This window comes from Rhodococcus sp. NPDC057135, assembly GCF_042670865.1.
In the GTDB taxonomy this organism is placed as follows: domain Bacteria; phylum Actinomycetota; class Actinomycetes; order Mycobacteriales; family Mycobacteriaceae; genus Rhodococcus_F.
This window is the reverse complement of sequence record NZ_JBHUUU010000011.1, coordinates 41,684-61,991: the sequence shown is the minus strand read 5'-3', so window position 1 is coordinate 61,991 and position 20,308 is coordinate 41,684. Positions and strand designations below refer to the sequence as shown.

Sequence of the window (20,308 nt, the reverse complement as noted above, 5' to 3'; positions counted from 1 at the left end):
CACTTTTTCGCCTTTTCGGGGAAGGCGGGAACAAATCTACGTGGGCTGTAGTTGACCATTTCGACAAGCTTGAGCGCCCCCGGCTCAACTTCAAGTTGACTCCCGGCCACGGTCGGAGGCAAACTTGAGCGGAGGACGCTCACCAAGCGAAAAACTCGCGGTCATGTTCGAGATCAACCACTCGAGCAGAGAACCGCAGAACGAAAGGTAGGAACACTATGGCTCGTGCAGTCGGTATCGATCTCGGTACGACCAACTCGGTAGTTGCAGTGCTGGAGGGCGGCGAGCCCGTAGTGGTCGCCAACGCCGAAGGCTCACGTACCACCCCCTCGGTGGTCGCATTTGCCAAGAACGGCGAGGTTCTCGTCGGTCAGCCCGCGAAGAACCAGGCAGTCACGAACGTCGACCGCACCCTCCGTTCCGTCAAGCGCCACATCGGCACTGACTGGAACGTTGAAATCGACGGCAAGAAGTACACGCCGCAGGAAATCAGCGCCCGCACGCTCATGAAGCTCAAGCGTGACGCGGAGGCTTACCTCGGCGAAGACATCACCGACGCCGTCATCACCGTCCCCGCGTACTTCGAGGACGCACAGCGTCAGGCAACCAAGGAAGCCGGCCAGATCGCCGGCCTCAACGTCCTTCGTATCGTCAACGAGCCCACCGCGGCTGCACTGGCATACGGACTGGACAAGGGCGACACCGAGCAGACCATCCTGGTCTTCGACCTCGGTGGCGGCACCTTCGACGTCTCCCTGCTCGAAATCGGCGACGGCGTCGTCGAGGTTCGCGCAACCTCCGGTGACAACCACCTCGGTGGCGACGACTGGGACGAGCGCGTCGTCGCTTGGCTGGTCGACAAGTTCAAGGCTCAGAACGGCATCGATCTGACCAAGGACAAGATGGCCCTGCAGCGTCTGCGTGAGGCTGCGGAGAAGGCGAAGATCGAGCTCTCCAGCTCGCAGAGCACCTCCATCAACCTCCCGTACATCACGGTCGACGCGGACAAGAACCCGCTCTTCCTGGACGAGCAGCTCTCCCGCAGCGAGTTCCAGAAGATCACCTCCGACCTGCTCGATCGCACCCGTGCGCCGTTCCAGGCAGTGATCAAGGACAGCGGAATCGCCGTCAAGGACATCGACCATGTCGTGCTCGTCGGTGGCTCCACCCGTATGCCGGCCGTTTCCGATCTGGTTCGTGAACTGACCGGTGGCCGTGAGCCCAACAAGGGTGTCAACCCGGACGAGGTCGTCGCCGTCGGCGCCGCACTCCAGGCCGGCGTGCTCAAGGGTGAGGTCAAGGACGTTCTGCTCCTCGACGTCACGCCGCTTTCCCTCGGTATCGAAACCAAGGGTGGCGTGATGACCAAGCTCATCGAGCGCAACACCACCATCCCCACGAAGCGTTCCGAGACCTTCACCACGGCTGACGACAATCAGCCTTCGGTGCAGATCCAGGTCTTCCAGGGTGAGCGCGAAATCGCTTCGCACAACAAGCTGCTCGGCTCCTTCGAGCTCACCGATCTGCCGCCCGCCCCGCGTGGCGTTCCGCAGATCGAGGTCACGTTCGACATCGACGCCAACGGCATCGTGCATGTGACGGCGAAGGACAAGGGCACCGGCAAGGAAAACACGATCAAGATCCAGGACGGCTCCGGTCTGTCCAAGGAAGAGATCGAGCGCATGGTCAAGGACGCCGAGGCTCACGCCGAGGAAGACAAGGCCCGTCGCGAAGAGGCAGAGGTCCGCAACCAGGCCGAGTCGCTGGTCCACCAGACGGAGAAGTTCGTCAAGGAGCAGCGTGAAGGTGAGAACGCGGGCAAGGTCTCCGAGGAGATCCTGACCAAGGTCGAGGCAGCGGTCAAGGACGTCAACGACGCCCTGGCAGGCACCGACATCGCTGTAGTGAAGACCGCAGTGGAGAAGCTGGGCACCGAGTCGCAGGCTCTGGGCCAGGCCATCTACGAGGCTTCCGCTGCAAACGAGGCCGGAAACACCGACGGCGCAGGCAATGACGACGACGTCGTCGACGCCGAGGTTGTCGACGAGCCCACCGACTCGGACAAGAAGTGACCTCGGACAACTCCGAGAACAACCCGGTCGACCCCGAGACCGGTGCACAGGGAGAGGCGGCGGGGGAATCCCTGCCGCCGCTCGACTCGGAAGACACAGGGGTAGTTCAGGAAGCAGAGTCGATCGTGGAGGAAGCATCCGCCACCGATCAGCTCGCCGAACGAACTGCGGATCTGCAGCGCTTGCAGGCGGAGTTCACCAACTACCGTCGTCGCGTCGAGCGTGACAAGCAGGTCATCAAGGAAACCGCGCGGGCTTCGGTCATCACCGAACTCATCGGAATTCTCGACGATCTGGATCGCGCTCGGGCACACGGCGATCTGGAAACAGGTCCGTTGCGTGCGCTCGCGGACAAGCTCAACACGACCCTGACGGGTCTGGGTTTGACCGACTTCGGTAACGAGGGTGACGATTTCGATCCCGCGCTCCACGAAGCGGTGCAGCATGAAGGCGAAGGCCACGACCCCGTACTCGGGACGGTCATGCGCAAGGGTTACAAGCTCGGCGACCGGGTCCTTCGGACCGCGATGGTGGCCGTGACGGACCGGGTGGGCGACAAGCCTGCAGACGGTTCAGAGGAAGAAGCGAAGTAAGAGTGAGAGGAGGAGACGCCCAGTGAGTCAACGGGAGTGGATCGAGAAGGACTTCTACAAGGAGCTGGGCGTCTCGTCCACCGCCACGGCCGACGAGATCAAGAAGGCGTATCGCAAGCTGGCCCGGGATCTGCATCCCGATGCCAACCCTGACGACGCGAAGGCCGAAGAGCGTTTCAAGACAGTCAGCGAAGCTCATGCAGTGCTCTCCGATCCGGAAAAGCGCAAGGAGTACGACGAAGCCAGGCGTCTGTTTGCCAGCGGCGGCTTCGGTCCCCGCGCGCAAGGCGGCGGCGGATTCAACCCCGGCGCTGGTGGTTTCGACATCAACGACCTGTTCGGCGGCGGCAGCGCCGGTGGACAGGACTCGGGTCTCGGAGACATCTTCGGCGGATTGTTCAACCGTGGGGGAGCGGGCCAGCGCACAGCTGCACCCAACCGCCCGCGTCGAGGCAAGGATCTCGAGACCGAGACGACGCTCGCCTTCCGCGAAGCAGCGCTCGGCGTCACCGTCCCACTTCGTCTGACCAGCCCGACGTCGTGCACCACGTGTCACGGCAGCGGCGCAAAGCCAGGCACCAGCCCGCGAGTGTGCCCGCATTGCAACGGAACCGGCGTAGTGAGTCGGAACCAGGGCGCTTTCGGATTCAGTGAGCCGTGTGACGACTGCCGGGGGACCGGCTCGATCATCGACTCGCCTTGCGAGGACTGCCACGGTAGCGGCGTCACCAATCGCACACGGACCATCACGGTACGGGTACCTGCGGGTGTCAGTGATGGTCAGAAGATCAGACTCAAGGGCAAGGGCGAAGCGGGTCTCCGCGGAGCTCCGGCCGGCGACCTGTTCGTCAACATCCGCGTCAAGCCGGACAGCGTCTTCGGCCGCAACGGTGACGACCTGACACTGACGGTTCCGGTGAGCTACGGCGAGCTGGTACTGGGAACGACACTGTCGGTGCCGACCTTGGACGGCCGTGTCGGAGTGAAGGTTCCGGCCGGAACGGTGGACGGACGTATTCTGCGAGTTCGCGGACGTGGCATCCCCAAGCGTCCCGAGGGAGCCGGTGACCTTCTGGTCACCGTCAAGGTATCCGTCCCGCAGAAGTTGGACGACCCGGCGATCGAAGCGCTGAAAACCTATCTCGAAGCCGAGAAGGCGAGCGGATTCGATCCACGGGCCGGGTGGGCCGGTGCATGATGACCGAACGACCGCAGAATCAATGGGATGCGACGGTCGATCCTGACGCTCAGATCTTCGTGATCTCGGTGGCAGCCGAGTTGGCCGGAATGCATGCGCAGACCTTGCGTAACTACGACCGACTCGGGTTGGTCACCCCGCACCGAACCACCGGTGGTGGACGACGCTACTCCCCGCGTGATGTTGCCCTTCTTCGTGAAGTGCAACGGCTTTCGCAGGACGAGGGCGTCAACCTTGCCGGAATCAAACGGATCATCGAACTGACCAACCAGGTCGAGGCTCTGCAGCATCGCGTCCGCGAATTGGCCGAGGAAATCGCGAAAGTCCATGCGGGCTATCGCCGGGACCTCGTGCCGATCCCGCGCAACAACGCGTTGGTGGTGTGGAAGCCTCGCAACCAACGCTAGTCGGAACTTTGGAAACACGGCCCCACGCCTAGTGGGATTCACTTCACCGAATCCCGCAGGGCGTGGGGCCGTTTTGGCGTTTCCACCCAGCGGGAATCGTGCTGTCGAGGCGGCTCGTATGTGCATAGCGTCCGCTTCCAGGACTTCTCTTTTGCGCGTTTGACGTTATCCAGATCACATTCTATGCTCCAACCCAAGCAACTGCTTGCTAGATCATCAAGCGGGTGCTTGGTTAGTTGGTGCTTGAAATCAGGCGTGTCCATCAGCCGATCCTTCTTTCGTCAGGTATTCGCCTGACGTTCGGTGCATACATGTGTTCTAGGAGTGCAGACATGAATCGTCGGCCCATTCTTGTTGCGGCAGTAGCCGTGACGGCTCTGGCTCTTGCAGGGTGTAGTGGTTCCTCGCAGTCCGACGGTGGCGCGGACTCGCCGTACCGAGTGCTGCTGACCGGCGGGATCAGTGCACAGGGAGTCCTCGCGGCGAACTCGCAGACCTCGCTGCTCGCCACCAAGGCGGGCGTTCAGGTCCAGAACGAGGCCGGGGGAATCGGAGGCCGCCAGATCGAGCTCACCACGGTGGACGACGCGGGTGACGCAACGATCGCCGTCACCAAGCTGCGCGAAGCCATCAACTCGGGCAACAAGCCTGACCTCTACCTCAACTCGGGTCCTTCGTCGATCGCTGCTGCGGTTCTCCCGATCCTCAAGCAGAACAACATCCTCTCGCTGAGCATGGCGCCCTCGCCTGATTCGACGGACCCCTCGAAGTTCCCGCTGAACTTCGACCTGGCTCCGGGCGCAACCGACACAGCTCGCGGAATTTCCGAGTACGCAAAGACCAAGGGCTACAGCAGCGTCGGAGTGCTGCACGGCAGCACCGCCTACGGTGAACTCTTCGGCGAAGAGATGACCAGTGCACTCGAGAAGGTCGGTCTGAAGGCTGCCGGCAACGAGGAGTACGACGCTGCAGCGCTGGACATGACGGCTCAGTTGCAGTCGCTCAAGAATGCCGGTGCCGCGGCCATCGCCTTGGATGCGTACGGTGCTCCACTCGGATATGTGTTGCAGAGCCTCGAGCGTCTCGGCTGGGATGTGCCGCTGGTCGGAAACACCTCGGTGTCTGCCACCAACCTGATCGCGAACGATCCGCCGGCCGGTGTGCTCGGTACGCCCCAGGTGAAGAACCTTGTGACGCAGGTGTTCACCAGCACGGTGTTCGATCCGAACAATGCGCTCGTCACAACGATGGTGGACACGATGGCGTCACTGGGCTCCATCCCGTCGACACTCATCCTCGCGGACAACTACGACGCTTTCCCCCTCGTCGCGGCAGCAGCGGAGAAGGTCGGCAGTTCGACCGATCCGAAGAAGCTCGCCGAGGCGCTGGAAACCTCGGAGGTCCAGGAGAATGCCAAGACTGCCTTCCTCTCGCGCTACAACTTCAGCTCCGACAACCACGGCCCGAATCCGGACACCAGTGAGTTGAAGTTCATCAGTCCGACGAAGATCCTCAACGGTCAGTTCGGAAACCCGGCTGCGTCATGACCATTCTGTGGTCCGGATTGGCGCTCGGCGCGGTCTACGTGCTGGTTGCCATCGGGTACAACATCGTTTTCGTTTCCTCCAACACTTTCAATTTCGCTCAAGCTCAGCTGATGATGGTGGGCACCTTTGTCGCCTACACCGGTCTGGTGACTCTGAAACTCCCCGTTCTCGTGGTGGCCGTCATGGCAACCGTGACGGTGATGCTCCTCGCCTCGGTCGAGGAGATAGTCGCGATCAGACCGGTGGCTGATCACCAGAACCAATTGGTGACGACCTTGGGCGTTGCGACTCTGCTCAACGGCGCCACCCAATTGATCTGGGGTAGTGAACCTCTCACCGTTCCGTTCTTCGGATCGAACGAACCGATCACCTTGCTCGGCGGCCGTACCTACCCGGTCGAGATCGCTCTGCTGGTTGCGGCGATCGCATTGGTCATCGGGTTGAGTTACGTCTCGAAGAAAACGATGACGGGTCTGGCTCTGATCGGTATCTCCGAGGATCGTGAAGCGGCGATGCTGCGCGGAGTCAACGTACGACGGTTGGCGTTGGGTGCGTTTGCCTTCTCGGGTGCCTTGGCCGGTGTCCTCGGACTGTTGGTGGGACCCAAGACGTTTGCGGTCGCGACGTTGGGTGCCGCACTGGCGCTCAAGGGGTTCGTGGCGTTGGCGATCGGCGGGTTCGGCTCTCTGCCAGGCGCTTTGATCGGCGGGTTGACCGTCGGTCTGGTGGAATCGTTCACTGCCCTGTGGGCGGGAAGTCAGTACAGCAATATCGCCGTCTTCACGGTGCTGATCGTCATCTTGATGGTCAAACCTGCCGGCTTGTTCGGCAATGTCCGAGAACGGGTGGTGTGAGATGGTAAGTGCGTGGCGGACTTTCCGTTCCCTTCCGAGCTGGATCATCCCGCTGGTCCTGGCCGTGGTGATCTTGCTGCTCCCGGTCCTCGGACTCGATCTGTCGACATCACGGCAGATTCAATTGGCCTGCATTCTGGCGCTTGTCGTCAGTGGTCTGAACCTGAGCCTCGGTTTTGCCGGTGAACTGGCCCTCGGTCAGGCCGCGATGTACGCGGCCGGTGCCTACACCGCCGGTCTGATGTCCCAGGCAGGTCACACCGACATCCTGCTCCAGCTTGCTGCTTCCGGTGCGGTGGCACTGGCTGTCGGCATCCTGACCGGTGTTCCCGGTCTGCGCCTGGGCAACTGGTCTCTGGCGATGACGTCGTTCTTCCTGGTGCTGCTGGTACCGGACGTACTGGCGATCTTCGGCGGCAAGACCGGCGGCCGAAACGGCCTCACCGGTATGGAGCCGCCGACGCTCTTCGGTTCCGAACTCGACACCCAGCAGTACTACATGGTGGTAGTCGTCGTGACCGTCCTCTGGTTCGCGGTGATGCGCAACCTGGTGGTCTCGCGCCACGGCATCGCGTTCCGCACACTCAAGCAGTCACCAGTTCTGGCGTCGTCGCAGGGTGTGTCGGTCTTCCGCATGAAGCTGCTCGGTTATGCCATCGGTGCGTTCCCGGCCGGGCTGGCGGGTGCCCTGTTTGCCAACACCGACCTGTTCATCTCGCCGGAGGCCTTCGGGTTCACCTTTGCCACAGCAGTTCTGGCGGCGTCGATCCTCGGCGGTGCGGCAAGTGTGTACGGCGCCGTAGTCGGTGCCGCGATCATGCAGCTCGGTCCCAATCAGTCGACGGCATTCCAGGAGTATTCGCTGATCTTCTACGGCGGCTTCCTGATCATCGGCGGTGTGCTGCTCTCCGGTGGTTTGACCAAGGTCGGGCGAGCGATCGTCTCGAAACTCGATCGCAAGGCCGGCTTGGGCGTTGTCGCTGCGAAGGAAAACAGCGGTGGAACACCGGAGTTGGCGCCGATCAACGGCGCACGGTTGGTGGTCGACGGAGTGTCCAAAGCGTTCGGTGGCAACCAGGCACTCAATGCGGCAACTCTGACTGCAGAAGCCGGTAAGGTCACTGCGTTGATCGGGCCGAACGGTTCAGGCAAGACGACCATGCTCAACATGATCTGCGGGTTCTACACCGCGGATGCGGGCGTGATCACGATCGGTGACACGGTCGTCTCGCAGTCGTCGCCGCACAAGGTGGCGCGCGTGGGTGTGGCGCGGACGTTCCAAACTCCGACGATTCCGGAGAACATCACGGTTCTGGAAGCGGTTGCATCCGGACGCTATTCGGTGCACCGTGCGTCGATGGCGTCGGCCGTGCTTCGCCTGCCCAGCTTCCGCAAGATCGCGAAGGCCGACATCGTCGAGGCCGAGCGTGTCCTCGAACTCGTGGGGATGTCGCACTTGCGCAACGAGATCGCGACTTCACTGCCACTGGGGATGCGTCGCATGCTCGAGGTTGCTCGCGCCGTCATCGCCGAGCCGAGAGTGGTCCTCTTCGACGAGGTGGCATCGGGACTCGACGAGGACGAACTCGAGCGCCTGGCAGATCTGATCCGGGTACTGCGAGATGCCGGGGCCACAGTGGTGTTGGTGGAGCACAACTTCCGCCTCGTGCTCTCGTTGGCCGACGAGATAGTCGTGCTGGCACAAGGGCAGGTGATCGCCACCGGCGATGCCGCCACCATCGAACATCACCCGCGCGTGCTCAGCGAGTATCTCGGAGTCAAGTCCGGTGACGAAGAAGCGCTTCTCGAAGAAATCGGCGCAGTAGACCATCAGACCAGCGAGGTGAAGTGATGGAACCGATTCTCAAGGTCCGGAACCTGCAGACAGGGTACGGCGATCTGCGCGTCGTCTGGGATGTGTCGTTCGACGTCTATCCCGGCCAGGTGACCGCTCTGCTCGGACGCAACGGGGCAGGCAAGACGAGCACGCTCCGCGCCCTGTCCGGACTCAACAAAGTGGCCTCGGGGACCGTCGAGATGGACGGCGCCGACATCACCGGAGTTCCCGCGCACAAGCGGGTGCGGCAGGGGATGGCGTACGTGCAAGAGGGCAAGCGGGTCTTCCACAAGCAGACCGTCGAGCAGAACCTCCTGCTCGGCGGGTACACCCGCAAGGTGGGGCGCAGCGAACTCATGGAGTCCGTCGAGTCCATGTACGAGATGTTCCCGATCTTGGGGGAGAAGCGTTCGCTTCCCGCCGGTTCCATGTCGGGCGGTCAGCAGCAGATGCTCGCGATCGGTGCAGCTTTGATGGCGCAGCCCCGATTGCTCCTGCTCGACGAACCTTCGGGCGGTCTCGCTCCCGTGATTGTCGGCGAGGTGATGGACCGCGTCCAACAGCTCAAGGAAACCGGACTGGCGGTCCTGCTGGTGGAGCAGGCAGTGGAGGCCGCGATGAGCGTCGCCGATCACGTGACAGTCCTCGACATCGGCAAGGTGGTTCTCGACGCCGACGCGAAGGACATCGACGACCTGGCAGTTCTCAAGGACGCGTACTTCGGACGCGTCTGAACAGCAGTGACGTACTTCAGCCCGGCCACCTCGGCCGGGCTGAAGTCGTTTCCCGCTCCGTGGCACGGGTACTAGCCGGCTCGGGGCCATCGATCTACCGTCCTGCACACAACTCCCGCGAGAGGCAAACTTGATGACCGCTGCTCCCGACGTACTTGCCCCGGCAAAGCTAGGCCCGGTGATTCTTCGAAATCGAATCATCAAGTCCGCGACATTCGAAGGCAAAACTCCCGACGCCCTGGTCACCGACGAGCTGATCGAGTTCCATCGCCGCCCGGCAGCCGGGGGAGTCGGGATGTCCACCGTCGCGTACTGCGCCGTCGCACCGGAAGGGCGCACCGAATACGGCCAGCTGTGGATGCGGCCCGAAGCGCTCCCCGGACTGCGACGACTCACCGATGCCATTCACGCCGAAGGGGCAGCAGCGTCGGCGCAGCTGGGGCATGCCGGTCCGGTGGCAAATCAGAAGTCGACCGGTCTGCCTGCGCTGGCGCCGTCGAGTTCGTTCAATCCGTTGAGCATGAAGATGATTCGCAGCGCCAGTACAGCGGACATCGCCAGAATTGCTGCGGCACACGGCAGCGCCGCGCAACTTGCCGTCGAGGCAGGGTTCGACGCCGTCGAGATCCACTTCGGTCACAACTATTTCGCGAGTTCGTTCCTGAGCCCGAAACTCAACCGTCGTAAGGATTCTTACGGCGGATCACTGGAGAACCGGGCCCGCGTCGTACTCGACACTGCGCGCAGTGTGCGTGATGCCGTCGGCGACAAGATCGCGATCTTGGCCAAGCTGAACATGGACGACGGTGTGCCAGGCGGGTTCTGGGTGGACGAAGCAATCCAGGTGGCGCAGTGGCTCGAGGCATCCGGAAGCGTCGACGCGCTCGAGTTGACGATGGGCAGCTCACTGCTCAACCCGATGTACCTGTTCAAGGGCGATGCGCCGATCCGCGAGTTCGCCGCCGCTATGCCGCAACCAGTTCGACTCGGTGTGCAGTTGGTGGGCAAGAGCATGTTGCATACCTATCCGTACAAGCCGCTGTTCATGCTGGAAGAGGCCCGACAGATCCGTGCTGCGGTGAAGTTACCGCTCGTGCTCCTCGGCGGTGTCACGGACAAAGCGGGTATGGATACGGCGATGGCGGAGGGATTCGAGTTTGTCGCCATGGCGCGGGCGCTGCTCAGAGAACCGGATCTGATCAATCGGATCGCAGCCGAATCCGATACTCATTCACTGTGCATCCACTGCAACAAGTGCATGCCTACGATCTTCAGTGGCGCCCGCTGCGTGTTGGTCGAGCGGGTCTAGGGGCCGGCACACACCACGTCCCGACATCCATGTGGATACCGGGTCGTGGGCCGTAGCGAAACAAGTTTGTTTGATTCAGCCTGTCTGGTTCAGTTCTGGGTGAAGACGTCGTACGACGCGTTCATCGTGGGGTAGCCGGTGGCCATGTAATCGGTGAGGATGACGTGCGTCGGGTCGCCGATGATGCGAGTTCCGTCGAGAGTGGGGTTGCCGGCGTAGTTGTTGGCCGCCATGACGGTCTGTACACCGTCGGCCACGTTGTAGGTGACATCGACGCCGATACCGCGGGGATCGCTGCTGTAGGCGGTGACGATTTCGGTTGTGTGCGGGGCCAGGTAGGAGCGAGGGCCGTTGATCCACTGTCCGTAGGGGTTGGACGCGCTGTCCAGCAGCATCGGGTTGTCGGTGTTGTTGGTGATGGTCATGGCAACCGTCGGGCCGTCGGTCGGCATGGTGCCGGCGTTGGCGACCGCTGCCGTTCCCAGTGCGGCTCCGCCGACAGCGAGGGCGATTGCGGTGACTGCTACGAAGCGAGTGGTGTTGGTACGCATGATGTCTGCTCCTGGGATAATGTGTGGTTGCCGTTCTCGGCGATGAATCAATCTTGTCGCGAATGAGTGCTGCTGTATGTCCGCCGACGGGGCCTTGGCGGGGTTGAATCGTCTGTCCCCCGATCGGGGGAGGCGTAAGTGCTCGCATTGCTGGTACGGGCGTGAGAAAGTGAGCAATGCGCGAAGGCACGAAGCCGCTGGCCGGCAAGGTTTCCGTGGTGGTCGGCGACGATCACCCGTTGTTCCGTGAGGGCGTGGTTCGGGCTCTGACCGGCAGTGACAGCATCAACGTCCTGGGCGAGGCCGACGACGGCGCAGCAGCGCTCGCAATGATTCGCGAACTACGCCCGCAGGTCGCGCTGCTCGACTTCCGGATGCCGCACCTGGACGGAACTCAGGTCGCCGCCGCAGTGGTTCGAGACGAGCTTCCGACGCGGGTGCTACTGCTCAGTGCTCACGACGAGTCGTCCGTCGTCTATCAGGCTCTGCAAGCCGGTGCTGCCGGATTCCTGCCGAAGGAATCCACTCGCGCCGAGATCGTGAGCGCCGTGCTCGACTGTGCTGCGGGACGAGATGTGTTGCCGCCCAGTATTGCCGCCGGATTGGTCGGAGAGGTTCGGCGTCGCAGTGAACCGTCCGGCCCGACGCTCAGCGCCCGCGAACGTGAAGTCCTCGGATTGATCGCGCAGGGCGCCAGCATCCCCGCCATCGCCTCTCAGCTCTTTCTCGCGCCCTCCACCGTCAAAACCCACGTGCAGCGCCTCTACGAGAAACTCGGAGTCAACGATCGAGGCGCCGCCGTCGCCGCCGCGATGCGGCAGGGTCTGTTGGAGTGAGCAGGCGTCACCGGAGGACGTACGTGACATTCATGGCCGGGTAACCCGAGGTCATCGTCACCGTGACGTCGTGGCCGTCTGGAGCGTACGTTCCGCCGGCATCCGCCCTGGTCTTCGAGTTGGTGGCGCTGAAGACAAAAACTCCACCGTCGTCGGAGCGGTACGTGAGCACGATGGGGAAATCGTTCTGGTTCTTGCTGGTGGCGACAACGTTCACGTTCATGTTCGGGAGGATGTAGTCGGCCGGCGGGACGATCCAGTCGCCGTTCGGATTGGACGCGTCGACCAGATACAGGGCCCCGAAGCCCGAATTGCTGATCATCGCCGTCGTGACGGAAGTGTCGGTCATCGACTTCACGGCGTTCACACCGGCGGCGCGGGCGACCAGAGCTGCCATGCTGAGGCCGGAAAAGGAAACTGCTTCGGATCCAATTGTGTTGGTGCTCATGAGGTTCTCCTCGGGTTTGTCGGTCTCGGTGACCGTGTGTTTCGGTGATGAGATAACTATGGCCCCCAATTTCATTCGGGTCTGTCCGCCTACCGGTCCGAGTGCTGGACGACATCGGTGTCCCCCGATCAGTGGACAGCCGTGCTCTCCGCCCACCCAGTGTCAGGGGGTGGAAGCTCCGCCCACCCAGCGCCATGGGGTGGAGGCTCCGCCCACCCAGTGTCAGGGGGTGGAAGCTCCGCCCACCCAGCGGGAGACCCCGTTCCTCTATGAACCAGTCCACTCGTAGCGTGGCGACCATGACCGATCCTGACTTCTCCACCGCACCACTCGACGTCGTAGTCATCGGCGCCGGCGTCGCCGGCATGTACGCCATGCACCGACTTCGCGAGCAGGGGCTGCGTGTCCACGGCTTCGAGGCGGGCTCCGGAGTGGGCGGAACGTGGTACTTCAACCGTTACCCGGGCGCACGCTGCGATGTCGAGAGTTTCGACTACTCCTACTCCTTCTCCGAAGAGCTGCAACAGGATTGGGACTGGAGCGAGAAGTACGCGGCGCAGCCGGAGATCCTGTCCTACCTCGATCATGTTGCCGATCGCTTCGACCTGCGAAGTGGGTTCACTTTCGATACCCGTGTCCAGAGCGCACAGTTCGACGAGGGCTCGTCGACGTGGCGAGTGCACACCGACGGTGGTCATGATGTCACCGCACGCTTCGTTGTCTGCGCCACCGGCAGTCTCTCGACCGCGAACGTCCCGAACATTGCAGGTCGGGAGACTTTCGGCGGCGAGGTGTTCCACACCGGCTTCTGGCCGCACGAGGGCGTCGATTTCACCGGCAAGCGAGTCGGGGTCATCGGCACCGGTTCGTCGGGCATCCAGTCCGTTCCTCTGATCGCCGAGCAGGCCGATCACCTCTTCGTATTCCAGCGGTCCGCGAATTACAGTGTGCCGGCGGGAAACACGCCTCTCGATGACAAGCGGCGCGCCGAGATCAAGGCCGACTACGCAGAGCGTCGAGTGCAGTCCAAGCGCAGTGGCGGCGGATCACCGTTCGTCTCGGACCCGCGCAGTGCACTCGAGGTGTCCGAGGCCGAGCGGAACGCGGCCTACGAGGAGCGGTGGAAGCTCGGCGGTGTTCTGTTCGCCAAGACCTTCGCAGACCAGACCAGCAACATCGACGCCAACGCGACGGCGGCAGCGTTTGCCGAGGCCAAGATCAGATCGGTGGTCGAAGATCAGTCCATCGCAGACCTGCTGATCCCGAACGACCACCCCATCGGGACCAAGCGGATCGTGACGGACACCGACTATTACCAGAGCTACAACCGTGACAACGTGAGCCTGGTCGATCTCAAGAGCGCACCGATCGAGGCGATCGACGAGGCCGGGATCAAGACGGCCGACTCGCACTACGAACTCGACGCATTGGTGTTCGCCACCGGTTTCGACGCGATGACCGGGGCACTCGATCGCATCGAGATCCGTGGACGCGGCGGCGAGACCTTGCGGGAGAATTGGCACGCAGGCCCGAGAACGTACCTTGGGTTGGGCATGCACGGCTTCCCGAACCTGTTCATCGTCACCGGGCCGGGTAGCCCGAGTGTGCTGTCCAACATGATTCTCGCTGCCGAGCAGCACGTCGACTGGATCGCCGACGCGATCGGCCATCTCGATTCCAACGGCATCGACACGATCGAACCCAGCGCAGAAGCTGTGAACAGCTGGCTCGAGGAGTGCTCGCGCCGGGCGTCGGCAACGCTGTTTCCATCCGCGAACTCCTGGTACATGGGAGCCAACATCCCGGGAAAGCCGAGGATATTCATGCCATTCATCGGGGGCTTCGGTGTCTACTCCGACATCTGTGCTGACGTGGCAGCAGCGGGATACCGAGGCTTCGAGCTGAACAGTGCGGTGCACGCATGAGTCGGCTGGAGGGCAAGCGCGTACTGGTGACCGGTGCGGCCGGCGGAATGGGGCGCTCACACTGCGAGCGGCTCGCCGAAGAAGGCGCGTCCGTGATCGCGCTGGATGTCGAACAGGCGCAGTCGGGTTTGGCGGAAACCGCTCAGGCAGTGCGTGATCGAGGTGGCGTCGCGGTCACCGGCGTCGCGGACATTCGGGACTTCGACGGCTTGGCCGCCGTCGTGGCCGAGTGCGTTGCCGAACTCGGGGGTCTGGACGTCGTGGTCGCCAACGCCGGCGTCTACGACACGCCTGGACCGACGTGGACCATCGATCCTGCAGTGTGGAACCGCTCGCTGGACGTCAATCTCACCGGGGCGTGGCACACGGTCAAGGCCTGTGTTCCGCATTTCGCCGACGGTGGGTCTGTCGTTCTGGTCAGCTCGACAGCGGGAATCAAAGGTATTGCCGGAGCAGGTCATTACAGTGCTGCCAAGCACGCCGTGGTGGGTCTGGCCAGAACGTTGGCCAACGAGTTGGGGACGGAAAGCATTCGGGTCAACTCCGTGCATCCGGGTTCGGTACGTACTCCGATGATCATCAACGAGCGAGTGTTCGCGAACCTGTGCCCAGACATCGAGAATCCCACCGAATCCGACGCCGCTGCCGTGCTGAGCGCACGCAACCTGTTGCCCGTTCCCTGGGTCGATCCGGTGGACGTCAGTAATGCCGTCCTGTTTCTTGCATCCGCGGAGTCCCGCTACATGACCGGCTGTCAGTTGGTGGTCGACGCCGGCCTGACCCAGAAAGTGTGAATTGATGACTTCTCGATTGGAAGGCAAGATCGCGCTGGTCACCGGTGCGGCACGTGGAATCGGGCGGGCTCAGGCCGTACGTTTTGCCGAAGAGGGCGCGGACATCATCGCGGTCGACGTGTGCACGTCGGTGGAAACGACTGTCACGCCGCCCGCGACGGAGGCCGATCTGGCCGAGACCGTCGCGCAGATCCAGGCGCTGGGGCGAAAGGTCGAATCCGCTGTAGTGGACGTTCGGGATCTCGAGGCGCTGCGAAGTGCCGTCGACTCGGCCGTCGAAGCGCTCGGTGGTCTCGACATCGTCTGCGCTACAGCCGGTATCACGTCCTCTGACGGGGCGCTGACCATGTCGGAAACGATGTGGCAGACCATGCTGGACGTGAATCTGACCGGCGTGTGGCACACCACCACCGTTGCGGCTCCGCATTTGATCGAGCGAGGTGGGGGATCGATGACACTCACCAGTTCCATCGCCGGACTGCGGGGGTTGGTCGGGGTTGCGCACTACACAGCGGCCAAGCACGGTGTGGTCGGTCTGATGCGCTCGCTGGCAAAGGAATTGGCGCCGTACAACGTGCGCGTGAACACCGTTCATCCCACCAACGTCGACACCCCGATGATTCAGAACCCGTTGGTGCGCGGCAAGTTCCGCCCGGACCTCGAGAACCCCACCCGCGAGGAATTTGCTGCCGCGGCGATGACGATGAACATGCTCGCCATTCCGTGGATCGAACCGGTGGACGTAGCGAACGCTGCACTGTTCCTGTCCTCGGACGAGGCCCGCTACATCACGTCTGTCGCCCTGCCGGTGGATGCGGGCAGTTCGTCCCGCTGAGTTCCGCCACGGTGTGTAGCGTCGGTTTCACCCAACCGAAAGGCACACACCGTGGCGGAACGTCGCTATCTGGAAGTCACCGTCGGGACCAACATCGTGATGGTCCTCGACCACCGCACGGTGGAGGTCTTCGATCGCACTGCCGCGAGCACGAGTGAAGTGGCCCGCTGGCACGTCGAACACATTGCAGTGAAGGCAAAACCGTCGAAGTCGGGACTGAAGCTCACTATCGGGAACAGGCTCGCCGACGACTCCATCGCGGTAGCGGGGCCACGAGCATCGCTCACCGTTCCGCCGGAGGACGAAGCCGCCGTCGTCGCGTTCTTCGACGAGGTCAAGGCCGCTCGGGTGTGACTCAGTCGCCCGCTGTCGCGCGCGCGGCAGCATGGGCGCCGGCAACCCGGCCGAACGCCAAGGCATCGGCGATATGGAATCCGCCGTCCTTCGCCGCGCTGTACGTGGAACTGACGGCGCCCGCCGCATACAGTCCTGGAATCGGATTGCCGGCAGTATCGAGAACGCGGGAATGACCGTCGCGGCGCGGTCCGCCGTTACTCCAACCCAGCAGTGGCGGTGCGGCGACGGCGTAGAACGGAGCCGTGGCCACCGGGGCCAACGTCTCGGGATTGCGACCGAACGAATGGTCTACGCCGTCCGCGCACGTCTCGTTGTAGCGTCGCACGCTCGTTTCCACGACGGTTGGGTCCAGTCCGAGCTTCCCTGCGAGTTCGGTGAGCGTGTCTGCCTTGACGATCCATCCCTTGTCGATCTCAGCTTGATTGTCCGCGCTCCACTCGTACCCTTCGTCGAGAACTCTGTGGCCGACGGGCAGTGCGTCGCGACCGGGGCTCAGTTGTCCAGCCATCCTCATCGTCTCGTCGAAGACGATGTTCATCGGTTGCACTGGAAAGTGTTGGTAGGAACCTTCTCTGAACACATGACCGTGCCGCATTTCGGCCGACTCGTCGGTGAAGCGTCGACCTTCCCGGCTGAGGAACACATAGTTGTGGGCATTCCACAGCGCCAGGAAGAAACCCGTCGGATTCTCGGGATCACCGGGGATTCCCGTAATGGTCATCATGTTGTTCATGTGCCACAGATCTGCGCCTACCGCTTGCGCCATGCGGTGACCGTCGCCGGTAGCCGATGGTGAGCCCCAGATCTTCGGATTCTCCAGGCGCAAGTAGTCGCGCACCATCGTCGGATTTGCTTCGAATCCGCCGGTGGCAAGGACGACACCCCGGCGCGCCTGGATCTGCGAAGTTTGTTCACCCGAACGGATCTCGACTCCGGTCACCGCTCCGGATTCATCCGTCAGGAGTCTGGTGGCTTCGGTGTCGAAAAGAGTTGTGATGCCGCGTTCAGCGAGTGCGGAGACGAGGAACCGGTAGAGAAGTTCATTGCCCATCTTCCCGTCGATGGTGTCCATCCCTGCGTAACAGGAACTTCCGTCGAGTTCGCCGTACTCAGCCGTGGAATGGAAATCGCCGGTCATCGCCACAGTTGCACCCAGACTGCGGAGCCAGTCGGAGAGCCCCTGGGTGTTCTCGGCCCAGGCATCGATGACGTCGTCGGCAACGGGGAACGATCCGTTCAATGAACGCAGGAAGGTGCGGGCGGCGGCAGGGTCCTGGTTGACGAACCATCCGCTGCCGGACAACCGAGTGTTGCCGCCTGCGGAATCGGGTCCGCTCTTTTCCAGAATCATCACCGATGCGCCATCGGCGTGTGCTTGGAGTGCTGAGGCCGATCCGGCAGCGCCCGAACCGATGACAAGTACGTCGACAATGTTGTCCATGTCACAAAAGGTATTGCGGAACGGCTTTGCGTCGAACTCACCTTCCCAGTGAGCGAGAAACATACTGTTCACCAACGTGATTCGGCACAGAGTGCGTAGTGCTATCGCAAGCGGTCTCCAGCGTGATCGGGCGAGAGCATGACAGGCACGTTCGGGTGCGAGTTGTCGATGACGCAGTCGGCTCGGGTCCGGGGCTTCGCAGCGGCGAAGTAAAGTCGTTGGCCGCCGACATATCTGTTCATCGACGGATGTCCCGGATCTGCGTTTGTTCCGTCGCGAAGGTTCATACGCTGCGCAGTGATCCCGAAGGGCACGTCGAGAAAGATCGAGTAGTCCCACCGGGAAGCAAGTTCGTCACGATGCAGGAACAGGCCTTCGACGAGGACGATCGCTCCATCGGCCGCAACGAGGTTTGCGTCGCTGTCCCGTCGTTGTCGGTACTCTCGGCTCCCTCCCGGTGCCAGTGGGTCGAGAACATGCCGTTCGAGGGCGTCGTAGTCGTAGCTGTCGAGCCAGAACCCTTCCGGTGATTGTCGCCCTCGACTATGACGAATCTCCGACGGATTGAGGAAGTCGTCGACGTGAATCACGATGGCGGGGCGTGTATTCAGCTGTGCCGCGAGGTTTTTCGCGAAGGTCGTCTTCCCGCTCCCGTCGACGCCGTCGATCGCGACGAGAGGCGAGCCGCGCAACGCGGATACTTCGGCGGCCAAGGTTTCGAGGACCGACGCAGTGCTCATCGATCAATTCCTACAGCACTCGCAGCGACACGAAGAGGCCCCGTGTCGTACAAAATTCGGTGACCGTCTTCGAGAACGCGCCTCGTGCCCCCGTCGAGCGGAACGTCCGCCCAGCTTTCGGTCGCGAAATTCAGTTCGACGAGAAGACCGGACCCCAGACGGAAGCGTCGCTCTCGGACCGGTCCCCAGTTCGCTGCTCGGACGAAACGCGCGTCGGGACGGATCTGCACGAACCAGCCTTCATCGGCCAGTGCCTCCGGGTCTTCGGCCAGGATCATCAGATCGAGATCACTTGCCATACGCTCCGCGCCGCGCGCGTACGACCCGACCAGCGCTACAGCTGTGACGCCGTCGTGCTCACCGGCCCATCGTTCGACGTCGACGAGCAACGAGTTGACTGCGCGTCTCCGTCCTTTCAATCGTGCTGACATACCGGCATCATTCCCCACCGTCACGATTATCCGTAGCTTCGCCGGGACCTCTATCCTGGAACTGTCAGTGACAAGCCAGGGGAGGGGTGCGTATGTCCAAGGAAGTATCGGCGGGTCTGGCTGTTGGTGCGATGATCCTCGTTGCCGGCTTGATCTGGACTGGGTTTCCCCTCGACGCGTATTCGGTTGTCGCCGTGATCTTTGCAATCTGCGGTGGATTCACCACTTGGATCTACGTTCGCGCAAACGAAGAGAGCGCCGGAGACGCTGCGACGAAAGAAAGAAGTCAATGAAGACGATCATCGTGTGTACCTCTGTCTCCCACGGCAATACGCGGCGGATCGCCGACGTCATCGGCGAAGTTCTCGATGCTCGCGTGGTCGAACCCGGCGACATCGACGCCGCGGAGCTCGCCGACTACGACCTCGTGGGCTTCGGATCCGGGATTTACCTGCGCTCGTACCACGAAAACCTACGTGCGTTCATCGAGTTGCTCCCCGAAGAACGCCGATCCAAGGCATTTGTCTTCGCCACCAGTGGTTTTCCCGACAAGGGGATTCACCGCTTCTCACGCCCACTGGTTCAGCTCCTCGAACAGAAGGGCTTCGATGTGGTCGCAGCCTTCTCGTCCCGTGCGTGGGATACGTATCTTCCGTTCAAGCCGTTCGGCGGTATCCGGAAGGGGCGGCCGAACGCCGACGACTTGGAATCGGCGCGCATGTTCGCCGAAGTGCTACGCGGAAGCGTTCAGGACAGCTTGCCCGGCACCGGGTAACTGCGAAGGCTCATCTCGAGCTCCCCGGCGTCGGCAAGGTCGTTGATCGTCTGACGCAGAGCGCCACACGTCCGCTGAGCGTTGGCACGGCTGTTCGCGCGCCCCAGCTCCGGGCACACTTCCTGCGACTCTTCGAGCCATTGAACGCTGGTGTGCGCGTCGCTGTACTTCTCGACCAGGACACGATTTCCGCAGTTGCGGCAACTGACCTGCCGCATCAGCGTGCAATCAGATCGGCCGGTGACCAGAAAGCGCGCATGCTCGTGATCTTCGCGTCCGCATCGAACGTCATGACGTCGATGGGTTCGACCTCGTAGACCTGATCGCCCACCGGCGTGACGACGCGGAAGTGGAAGGCCGCGCTCGATCCGCTCACCCGCAGGGTAAGCAGTTCCGTCTCTTGCGAACCGCCCTCGAGAGCGCCGTAGAACTCGGTGATCGCAGCCTTGCCGACGCGGGGTTCGCTGCCGACCGGGTCTTCGAGCGTTGCGTTCTCGGCGTAGAGGGCGGCGATGTCCGCTGACGATCCGCGAGCCACGGCGTCGAGGTAGGTGGTTACCGTCGCCGTGATCGCGGCCGTGGTGTCTGGTTCGAGAGTGGTCATCGAGTTAGTCCGATCAGTCG

General features: G+C 62.5%; 23 protein-coding genes. 16 read left to right on the top strand and 7 right to left on the bottom strand.

The features are described 5' to 3' along the window. Positions 1-218: 218 nt before the first annotated feature. From dnaK to ACFT1A_RS20845, 9 genes are all read left to right on the top strand, one after another. Positions 219-2,072 (top strand): molecular chaperone DnaK, encoded by a 1,854-nt coding sequence (gene dnaK / locus ACFT1A_RS20885; RefSeq protein WP_378448565.1) that lies wholly within the window; start codon positions 219-221, stop codon positions 2,070-2,072. Then, the gene (gene grpE / locus ACFT1A_RS20880; protein ID WP_249037189.1) at positions 2,069-2,665 is read left to right on the top strand and encodes a nucleotide exchange factor GrpE; all 597 of its coding nucleotides are present in this window, start codon (positions 2,069-2,071) and stop codon (positions 2,663-2,665) included. Before dnaK ends, grpE begins: the two co-directional genes overlap by 4 nt. A gap of 22 nt (positions 2,666-2,687) precedes the next feature. Next, positions 2,688-3,863 (top strand): molecular chaperone DnaJ, encoded by a 1,176-nt coding sequence (gene dnaJ / locus ACFT1A_RS20875; protein WP_378448564.1) that lies wholly within the window; start codon positions 2,688-2,690, stop codon positions 3,861-3,863. After that, positions 3,860-4,270, top strand: a complete 411-nt coding sequence (locus ACFT1A_RS20870) for a heat shock protein transcriptional repressor HspR (protein WP_003944355.1) — start codon at positions 3,860-3,862, stop codon at positions 4,268-4,270. The genes dnaJ and ACFT1A_RS20870 overlap by 4 nt, the downstream gene beginning before the upstream one ends. A gap of 332 nt (positions 4,271-4,602) precedes the next feature. Then, positions 4,603-5,817 (top strand): ABC transporter substrate-binding protein, encoded by a 1,215-nt coding sequence (locus ACFT1A_RS20865; protein WP_378448563.1) that lies wholly within the window; start codon positions 4,603-4,605, stop codon positions 5,815-5,817. After that, positions 5,814-6,671, top strand: a complete 858-nt coding sequence (locus ACFT1A_RS20860) for a branched-chain amino acid ABC transporter permease (RefSeq protein ID WP_020906602.1) — start codon at positions 5,814-5,816, stop codon at positions 6,669-6,671. The genes ACFT1A_RS20865 and ACFT1A_RS20860 overlap by 4 nt, the downstream gene beginning before the upstream one ends. A 1-nt stretch (position 6,672) precedes the next feature. Further along, complete coding sequence (locus ACFT1A_RS20855) at positions 6,673-8,523, top strand: ATP-binding cassette domain-containing protein (protein WP_378448562.1); 1,851 nt, start codon at positions 6,673-6,675, stop codon at positions 8,521-8,523. Next, positions 8,523-9,242 (top strand): ABC transporter ATP-binding protein, encoded by a 720-nt coding sequence (locus ACFT1A_RS20850; protein WP_378448561.1) that lies wholly within the window; start codon positions 8,523-8,525, stop codon positions 9,240-9,242. The genes ACFT1A_RS20855 and ACFT1A_RS20850 overlap by 1 nt, the downstream gene beginning before the upstream one ends. 133 nt (positions 9,243-9,375) lie before the next feature. After that, on the top strand, positions 9,376-10,551 hold the full coding sequence (locus ACFT1A_RS20845; protein ID WP_378448560.1) for an NADH:flavin oxidoreductase: 1,176 nt from the start codon (positions 9,376-9,378) through the stop codon (positions 10,549-10,551). A gap of 89 nt (positions 10,552-10,640) precedes the next feature. On the opposite strand, the gene ACFT1A_RS20840 is transcribed toward ACFT1A_RS20845, so the two are convergent. Continuing rightward, entirely contained in the window at positions 10,641-11,102 is a 462-nt protein-coding gene (locus ACFT1A_RS20840) for a hypothetical protein (protein ID WP_378448559.1), read from the bottom strand. A 176-nt stretch (positions 11,103-11,278) separates the two neighbouring features. On the opposite strand from ACFT1A_RS20840, the gene ACFT1A_RS20835 reads away from it, so the two are divergent. Then, a complete protein-coding gene (locus ACFT1A_RS20835) occupies positions 11,279-11,938 on the top strand; it encodes a response regulator (protein WP_378448558.1) in 660 nt (219 codons plus the stop codon). A 7-nt stretch (positions 11,939-11,945) separates the two neighbouring features. On the opposite strand, the gene ACFT1A_RS20830 is transcribed toward ACFT1A_RS20835, so the two are convergent. Continuing rightward, entirely contained in the window at positions 11,946-12,386 is a 441-nt protein-coding gene (locus ACFT1A_RS20830) for a hypothetical protein (RefSeq protein WP_378448557.1), read from the bottom strand. A 299-nt stretch (positions 12,387-12,685) separates the two neighbouring features. Between ACFT1A_RS20830 and ACFT1A_RS20825 the strand changes: the two genes are divergently transcribed. Genes ACFT1A_RS20825 through ACFT1A_RS20810 form a run of 4 tightly spaced genes read left to right on the top strand, consistent with a single transcriptional unit; the run spans position 12,686 to position 16,294 of the window. Beyond that, positions 12,686-14,311, top strand: a complete 1,626-nt coding sequence (locus ACFT1A_RS20825; RefSeq protein WP_378448556.1) for a flavin-containing monooxygenase — start codon at positions 12,686-12,688, stop codon at positions 14,309-14,311. Then, the gene (locus tag ACFT1A_RS20820; RefSeq protein ID WP_378448555.1) at positions 14,308-15,105 is read left to right on the top strand and encodes a mycofactocin-coupled SDR family oxidoreductase; all 798 of its coding nucleotides are present in this window, start codon (positions 14,308-14,310) and stop codon (positions 15,103-15,105) included. The genes ACFT1A_RS20825 and ACFT1A_RS20820 overlap by 4 nt, the downstream gene beginning before the upstream one ends. A gap of 4 nt (positions 15,106-15,109) precedes the next feature. Further along, positions 15,110-15,940, top strand: coding sequence for a mycofactocin-coupled SDR family oxidoreductase (locus ACFT1A_RS20815; protein ID WP_378448554.1), 831 nt, complete (start codon positions 15,110-15,112; stop codon positions 15,938-15,940). A gap of 51 nt (positions 15,941-15,991) precedes the next feature. After that, complete coding sequence (locus ACFT1A_RS20810; protein WP_378448553.1) at positions 15,992-16,294, top strand: hypothetical protein; 303 nt, start codon at positions 15,992-15,994, stop codon at positions 16,292-16,294. Position 16,295: 1 nt separating this feature from the next. On the opposite strand, the gene ACFT1A_RS20805 is transcribed toward ACFT1A_RS20810, so the two are convergent. The 3 genes from ACFT1A_RS20805 to ACFT1A_RS20795 form a co-directional block, all read right to left on the bottom strand. Continuing rightward, positions 16,296-17,738 carry an FAD-dependent oxidoreductase gene (locus ACFT1A_RS20805; protein ID WP_378448552.1) on the bottom strand — a complete coding sequence of 481 codons (1,443 nt, stop codon included), beginning with the start codon at positions 17,736-17,738 and terminating at the stop codon, positions 16,296-16,298. Positions 17,739-17,839: 101 nt separating this feature from the next. After that, entirely contained in the window at positions 17,840-18,478 is a 639-nt protein-coding gene (locus ACFT1A_RS20800; protein ID WP_378448551.1) for an AAA family ATPase, read from the bottom strand. Continuing rightward, complete coding sequence (locus tag ACFT1A_RS20795) at positions 18,475-18,909, bottom strand: nucleotidyltransferase domain-containing protein (protein WP_378448550.1); 435 nt, start codon at positions 18,907-18,909, stop codon at positions 18,475-18,477. The genes ACFT1A_RS20800 and ACFT1A_RS20795 overlap by 4 nt, the downstream gene beginning before the upstream one ends. 92 nt (positions 18,910-19,001) lie before the next feature. Between ACFT1A_RS20795 and ACFT1A_RS20790 the strand changes: the two genes are divergently transcribed. Continuing rightward, positions 19,002-19,202 (top strand): hypothetical protein, encoded by a 201-nt coding sequence (locus tag ACFT1A_RS20790; RefSeq protein ID WP_378448549.1) that lies wholly within the window; start codon positions 19,002-19,004, stop codon positions 19,200-19,202. Then, positions 19,199-19,684 (top strand): flavodoxin family protein, encoded by a 486-nt coding sequence (locus ACFT1A_RS20785; RefSeq protein ID WP_378448548.1) that lies wholly within the window; start codon positions 19,199-19,201, stop codon positions 19,682-19,684. The genes ACFT1A_RS20790 and ACFT1A_RS20785 overlap by 4 nt, the downstream gene beginning before the upstream one ends. Here the strand turns inward: ACFT1A_RS20785 and ACFT1A_RS20780 are convergent. Continuing rightward, positions 19,657-19,902, bottom strand: a complete 246-nt coding sequence (locus tag ACFT1A_RS20780) for a hypothetical protein (protein ID WP_317552662.1) — start codon at positions 19,900-19,902, stop codon at positions 19,657-19,659. The genes ACFT1A_RS20785 and ACFT1A_RS20780 overlap by 28 nt on opposite strands. Next, positions 19,902-20,288, bottom strand: a complete 387-nt coding sequence (locus ACFT1A_RS20775) for a nuclear transport factor 2 family protein (protein ID WP_020906616.1) — start codon at positions 20,286-20,288, stop codon at positions 19,902-19,904. Before ACFT1A_RS20775 ends, ACFT1A_RS20780 begins: the two co-directional genes overlap by 1 nt. Positions 20,289-20,308: the final 20 nt, after the last annotated feature.

Coding starts and splice junctions, on each gene's coding strand:
- dnaK (WP_378448565.1), top strand. CDS start 219: ATGGCTCGTGCAGTCGGTATCGATCTCGGTACGACCAACTCGGTAGTT.
- ACFT1A_RS20870 (WP_003944355.1), top strand. CDS start 3,860: ATGATGACCGAACGACCGCAGAATCAATGGGATGCGACGGTCGATCCT.
- ACFT1A_RS20865 (WP_378448563.1), top strand. CDS start 4,603: ATGAATCGTCGGCCCATTCTTGTTGCGGCAGTAGCCGTGACGGCTCTG.
- ACFT1A_RS20860 (WP_020906602.1), top strand. CDS start 5,814: ATGACCATTCTGTGGTCCGGATTGGCGCTCGGCGCGGTCTACGTGCTG.
- ACFT1A_RS20855 (WP_378448562.1), top strand. CDS start 6,673: ATGGTAAGTGCGTGGCGGACTTTCCGTTCCCTTCCGAGCTGGATCATC.
- ACFT1A_RS20850 (WP_378448561.1), top strand. CDS start 8,523: ATGGAACCGATTCTCAAGGTCCGGAACCTGCAGACAGGGTACGGCGAT.
- ACFT1A_RS20845 (WP_378448560.1), top strand. CDS start 9,376: ATGACCGCTGCTCCCGACGTACTTGCCCCGGCAAAGCTAGGCCCGGTG.
- ACFT1A_RS20840 (WP_378448559.1), bottom strand. CDS start 11,102: ATGCGTACCAACACCACTCGCTTCGTAGCAGTCACCGCAATCGCCCTC.
- ACFT1A_RS20835 (WP_378448558.1), top strand. CDS start 11,279: ATGCGCGAAGGCACGAAGCCGCTGGCCGGCAAGGTTTCCGTGGTGGTC.
- ACFT1A_RS20830 (WP_378448557.1), bottom strand. CDS start 12,386: ATGAGCACCAACACAATTGGATCCGAAGCAGTTTCCTTTTCCGGCCTC.
- ACFT1A_RS20825 (WP_378448556.1), top strand. CDS start 12,686: ATGACCGATCCTGACTTCTCCACCGCACCACTCGACGTCGTAGTCATC.
- ACFT1A_RS20820 (WP_378448555.1), top strand. CDS start 14,308: ATGAGTCGGCTGGAGGGCAAGCGCGTACTGGTGACCGGTGCGGCCGGC.
- ACFT1A_RS20815 (WP_378448554.1), top strand. CDS start 15,110: ATGACTTCTCGATTGGAAGGCAAGATCGCGCTGGTCACCGGTGCGGCA.
- ACFT1A_RS20805 (WP_378448552.1), bottom strand. CDS start 17,738: ATGGACAACATTGTCGACGTACTTGTCATCGGTTCGGGCGCTGCCGGA.
- ACFT1A_RS20800 (WP_378448551.1), bottom strand. CDS start 18,478: ATGAGCACTGCGTCGGTCCTCGAAACCTTGGCCGCCGAAGTATCCGCG.
- ACFT1A_RS20795 (WP_378448550.1), bottom strand. CDS start 18,909: ATGTCAGCACGATTGAAAGGACGGAGACGCGCAGTCAACTCGTTGCTC.
- ACFT1A_RS20790 (WP_378448549.1), top strand. CDS start 19,002: ATGTCCAAGGAAGTATCGGCGGGTCTGGCTGTTGGTGCGATGATCCTC.
- ACFT1A_RS20785 (WP_378448548.1), top strand. CDS start 19,199: ATGAAGACGATCATCGTGTGTACCTCTGTCTCCCACGGCAATACGCGG.
- ACFT1A_RS20780 (WP_317552662.1), bottom strand. CDS start 19,902: ATGCGGCAGGTCAGTTGCCGCAACTGCGGAAATCGTGTCCTGGTCGAG.
- ACFT1A_RS20775 (WP_020906616.1), bottom strand. CDS start 20,288: ATGACCACTCTCGAACCAGACACCACGGCCGCGATCACGGCGACGGTA.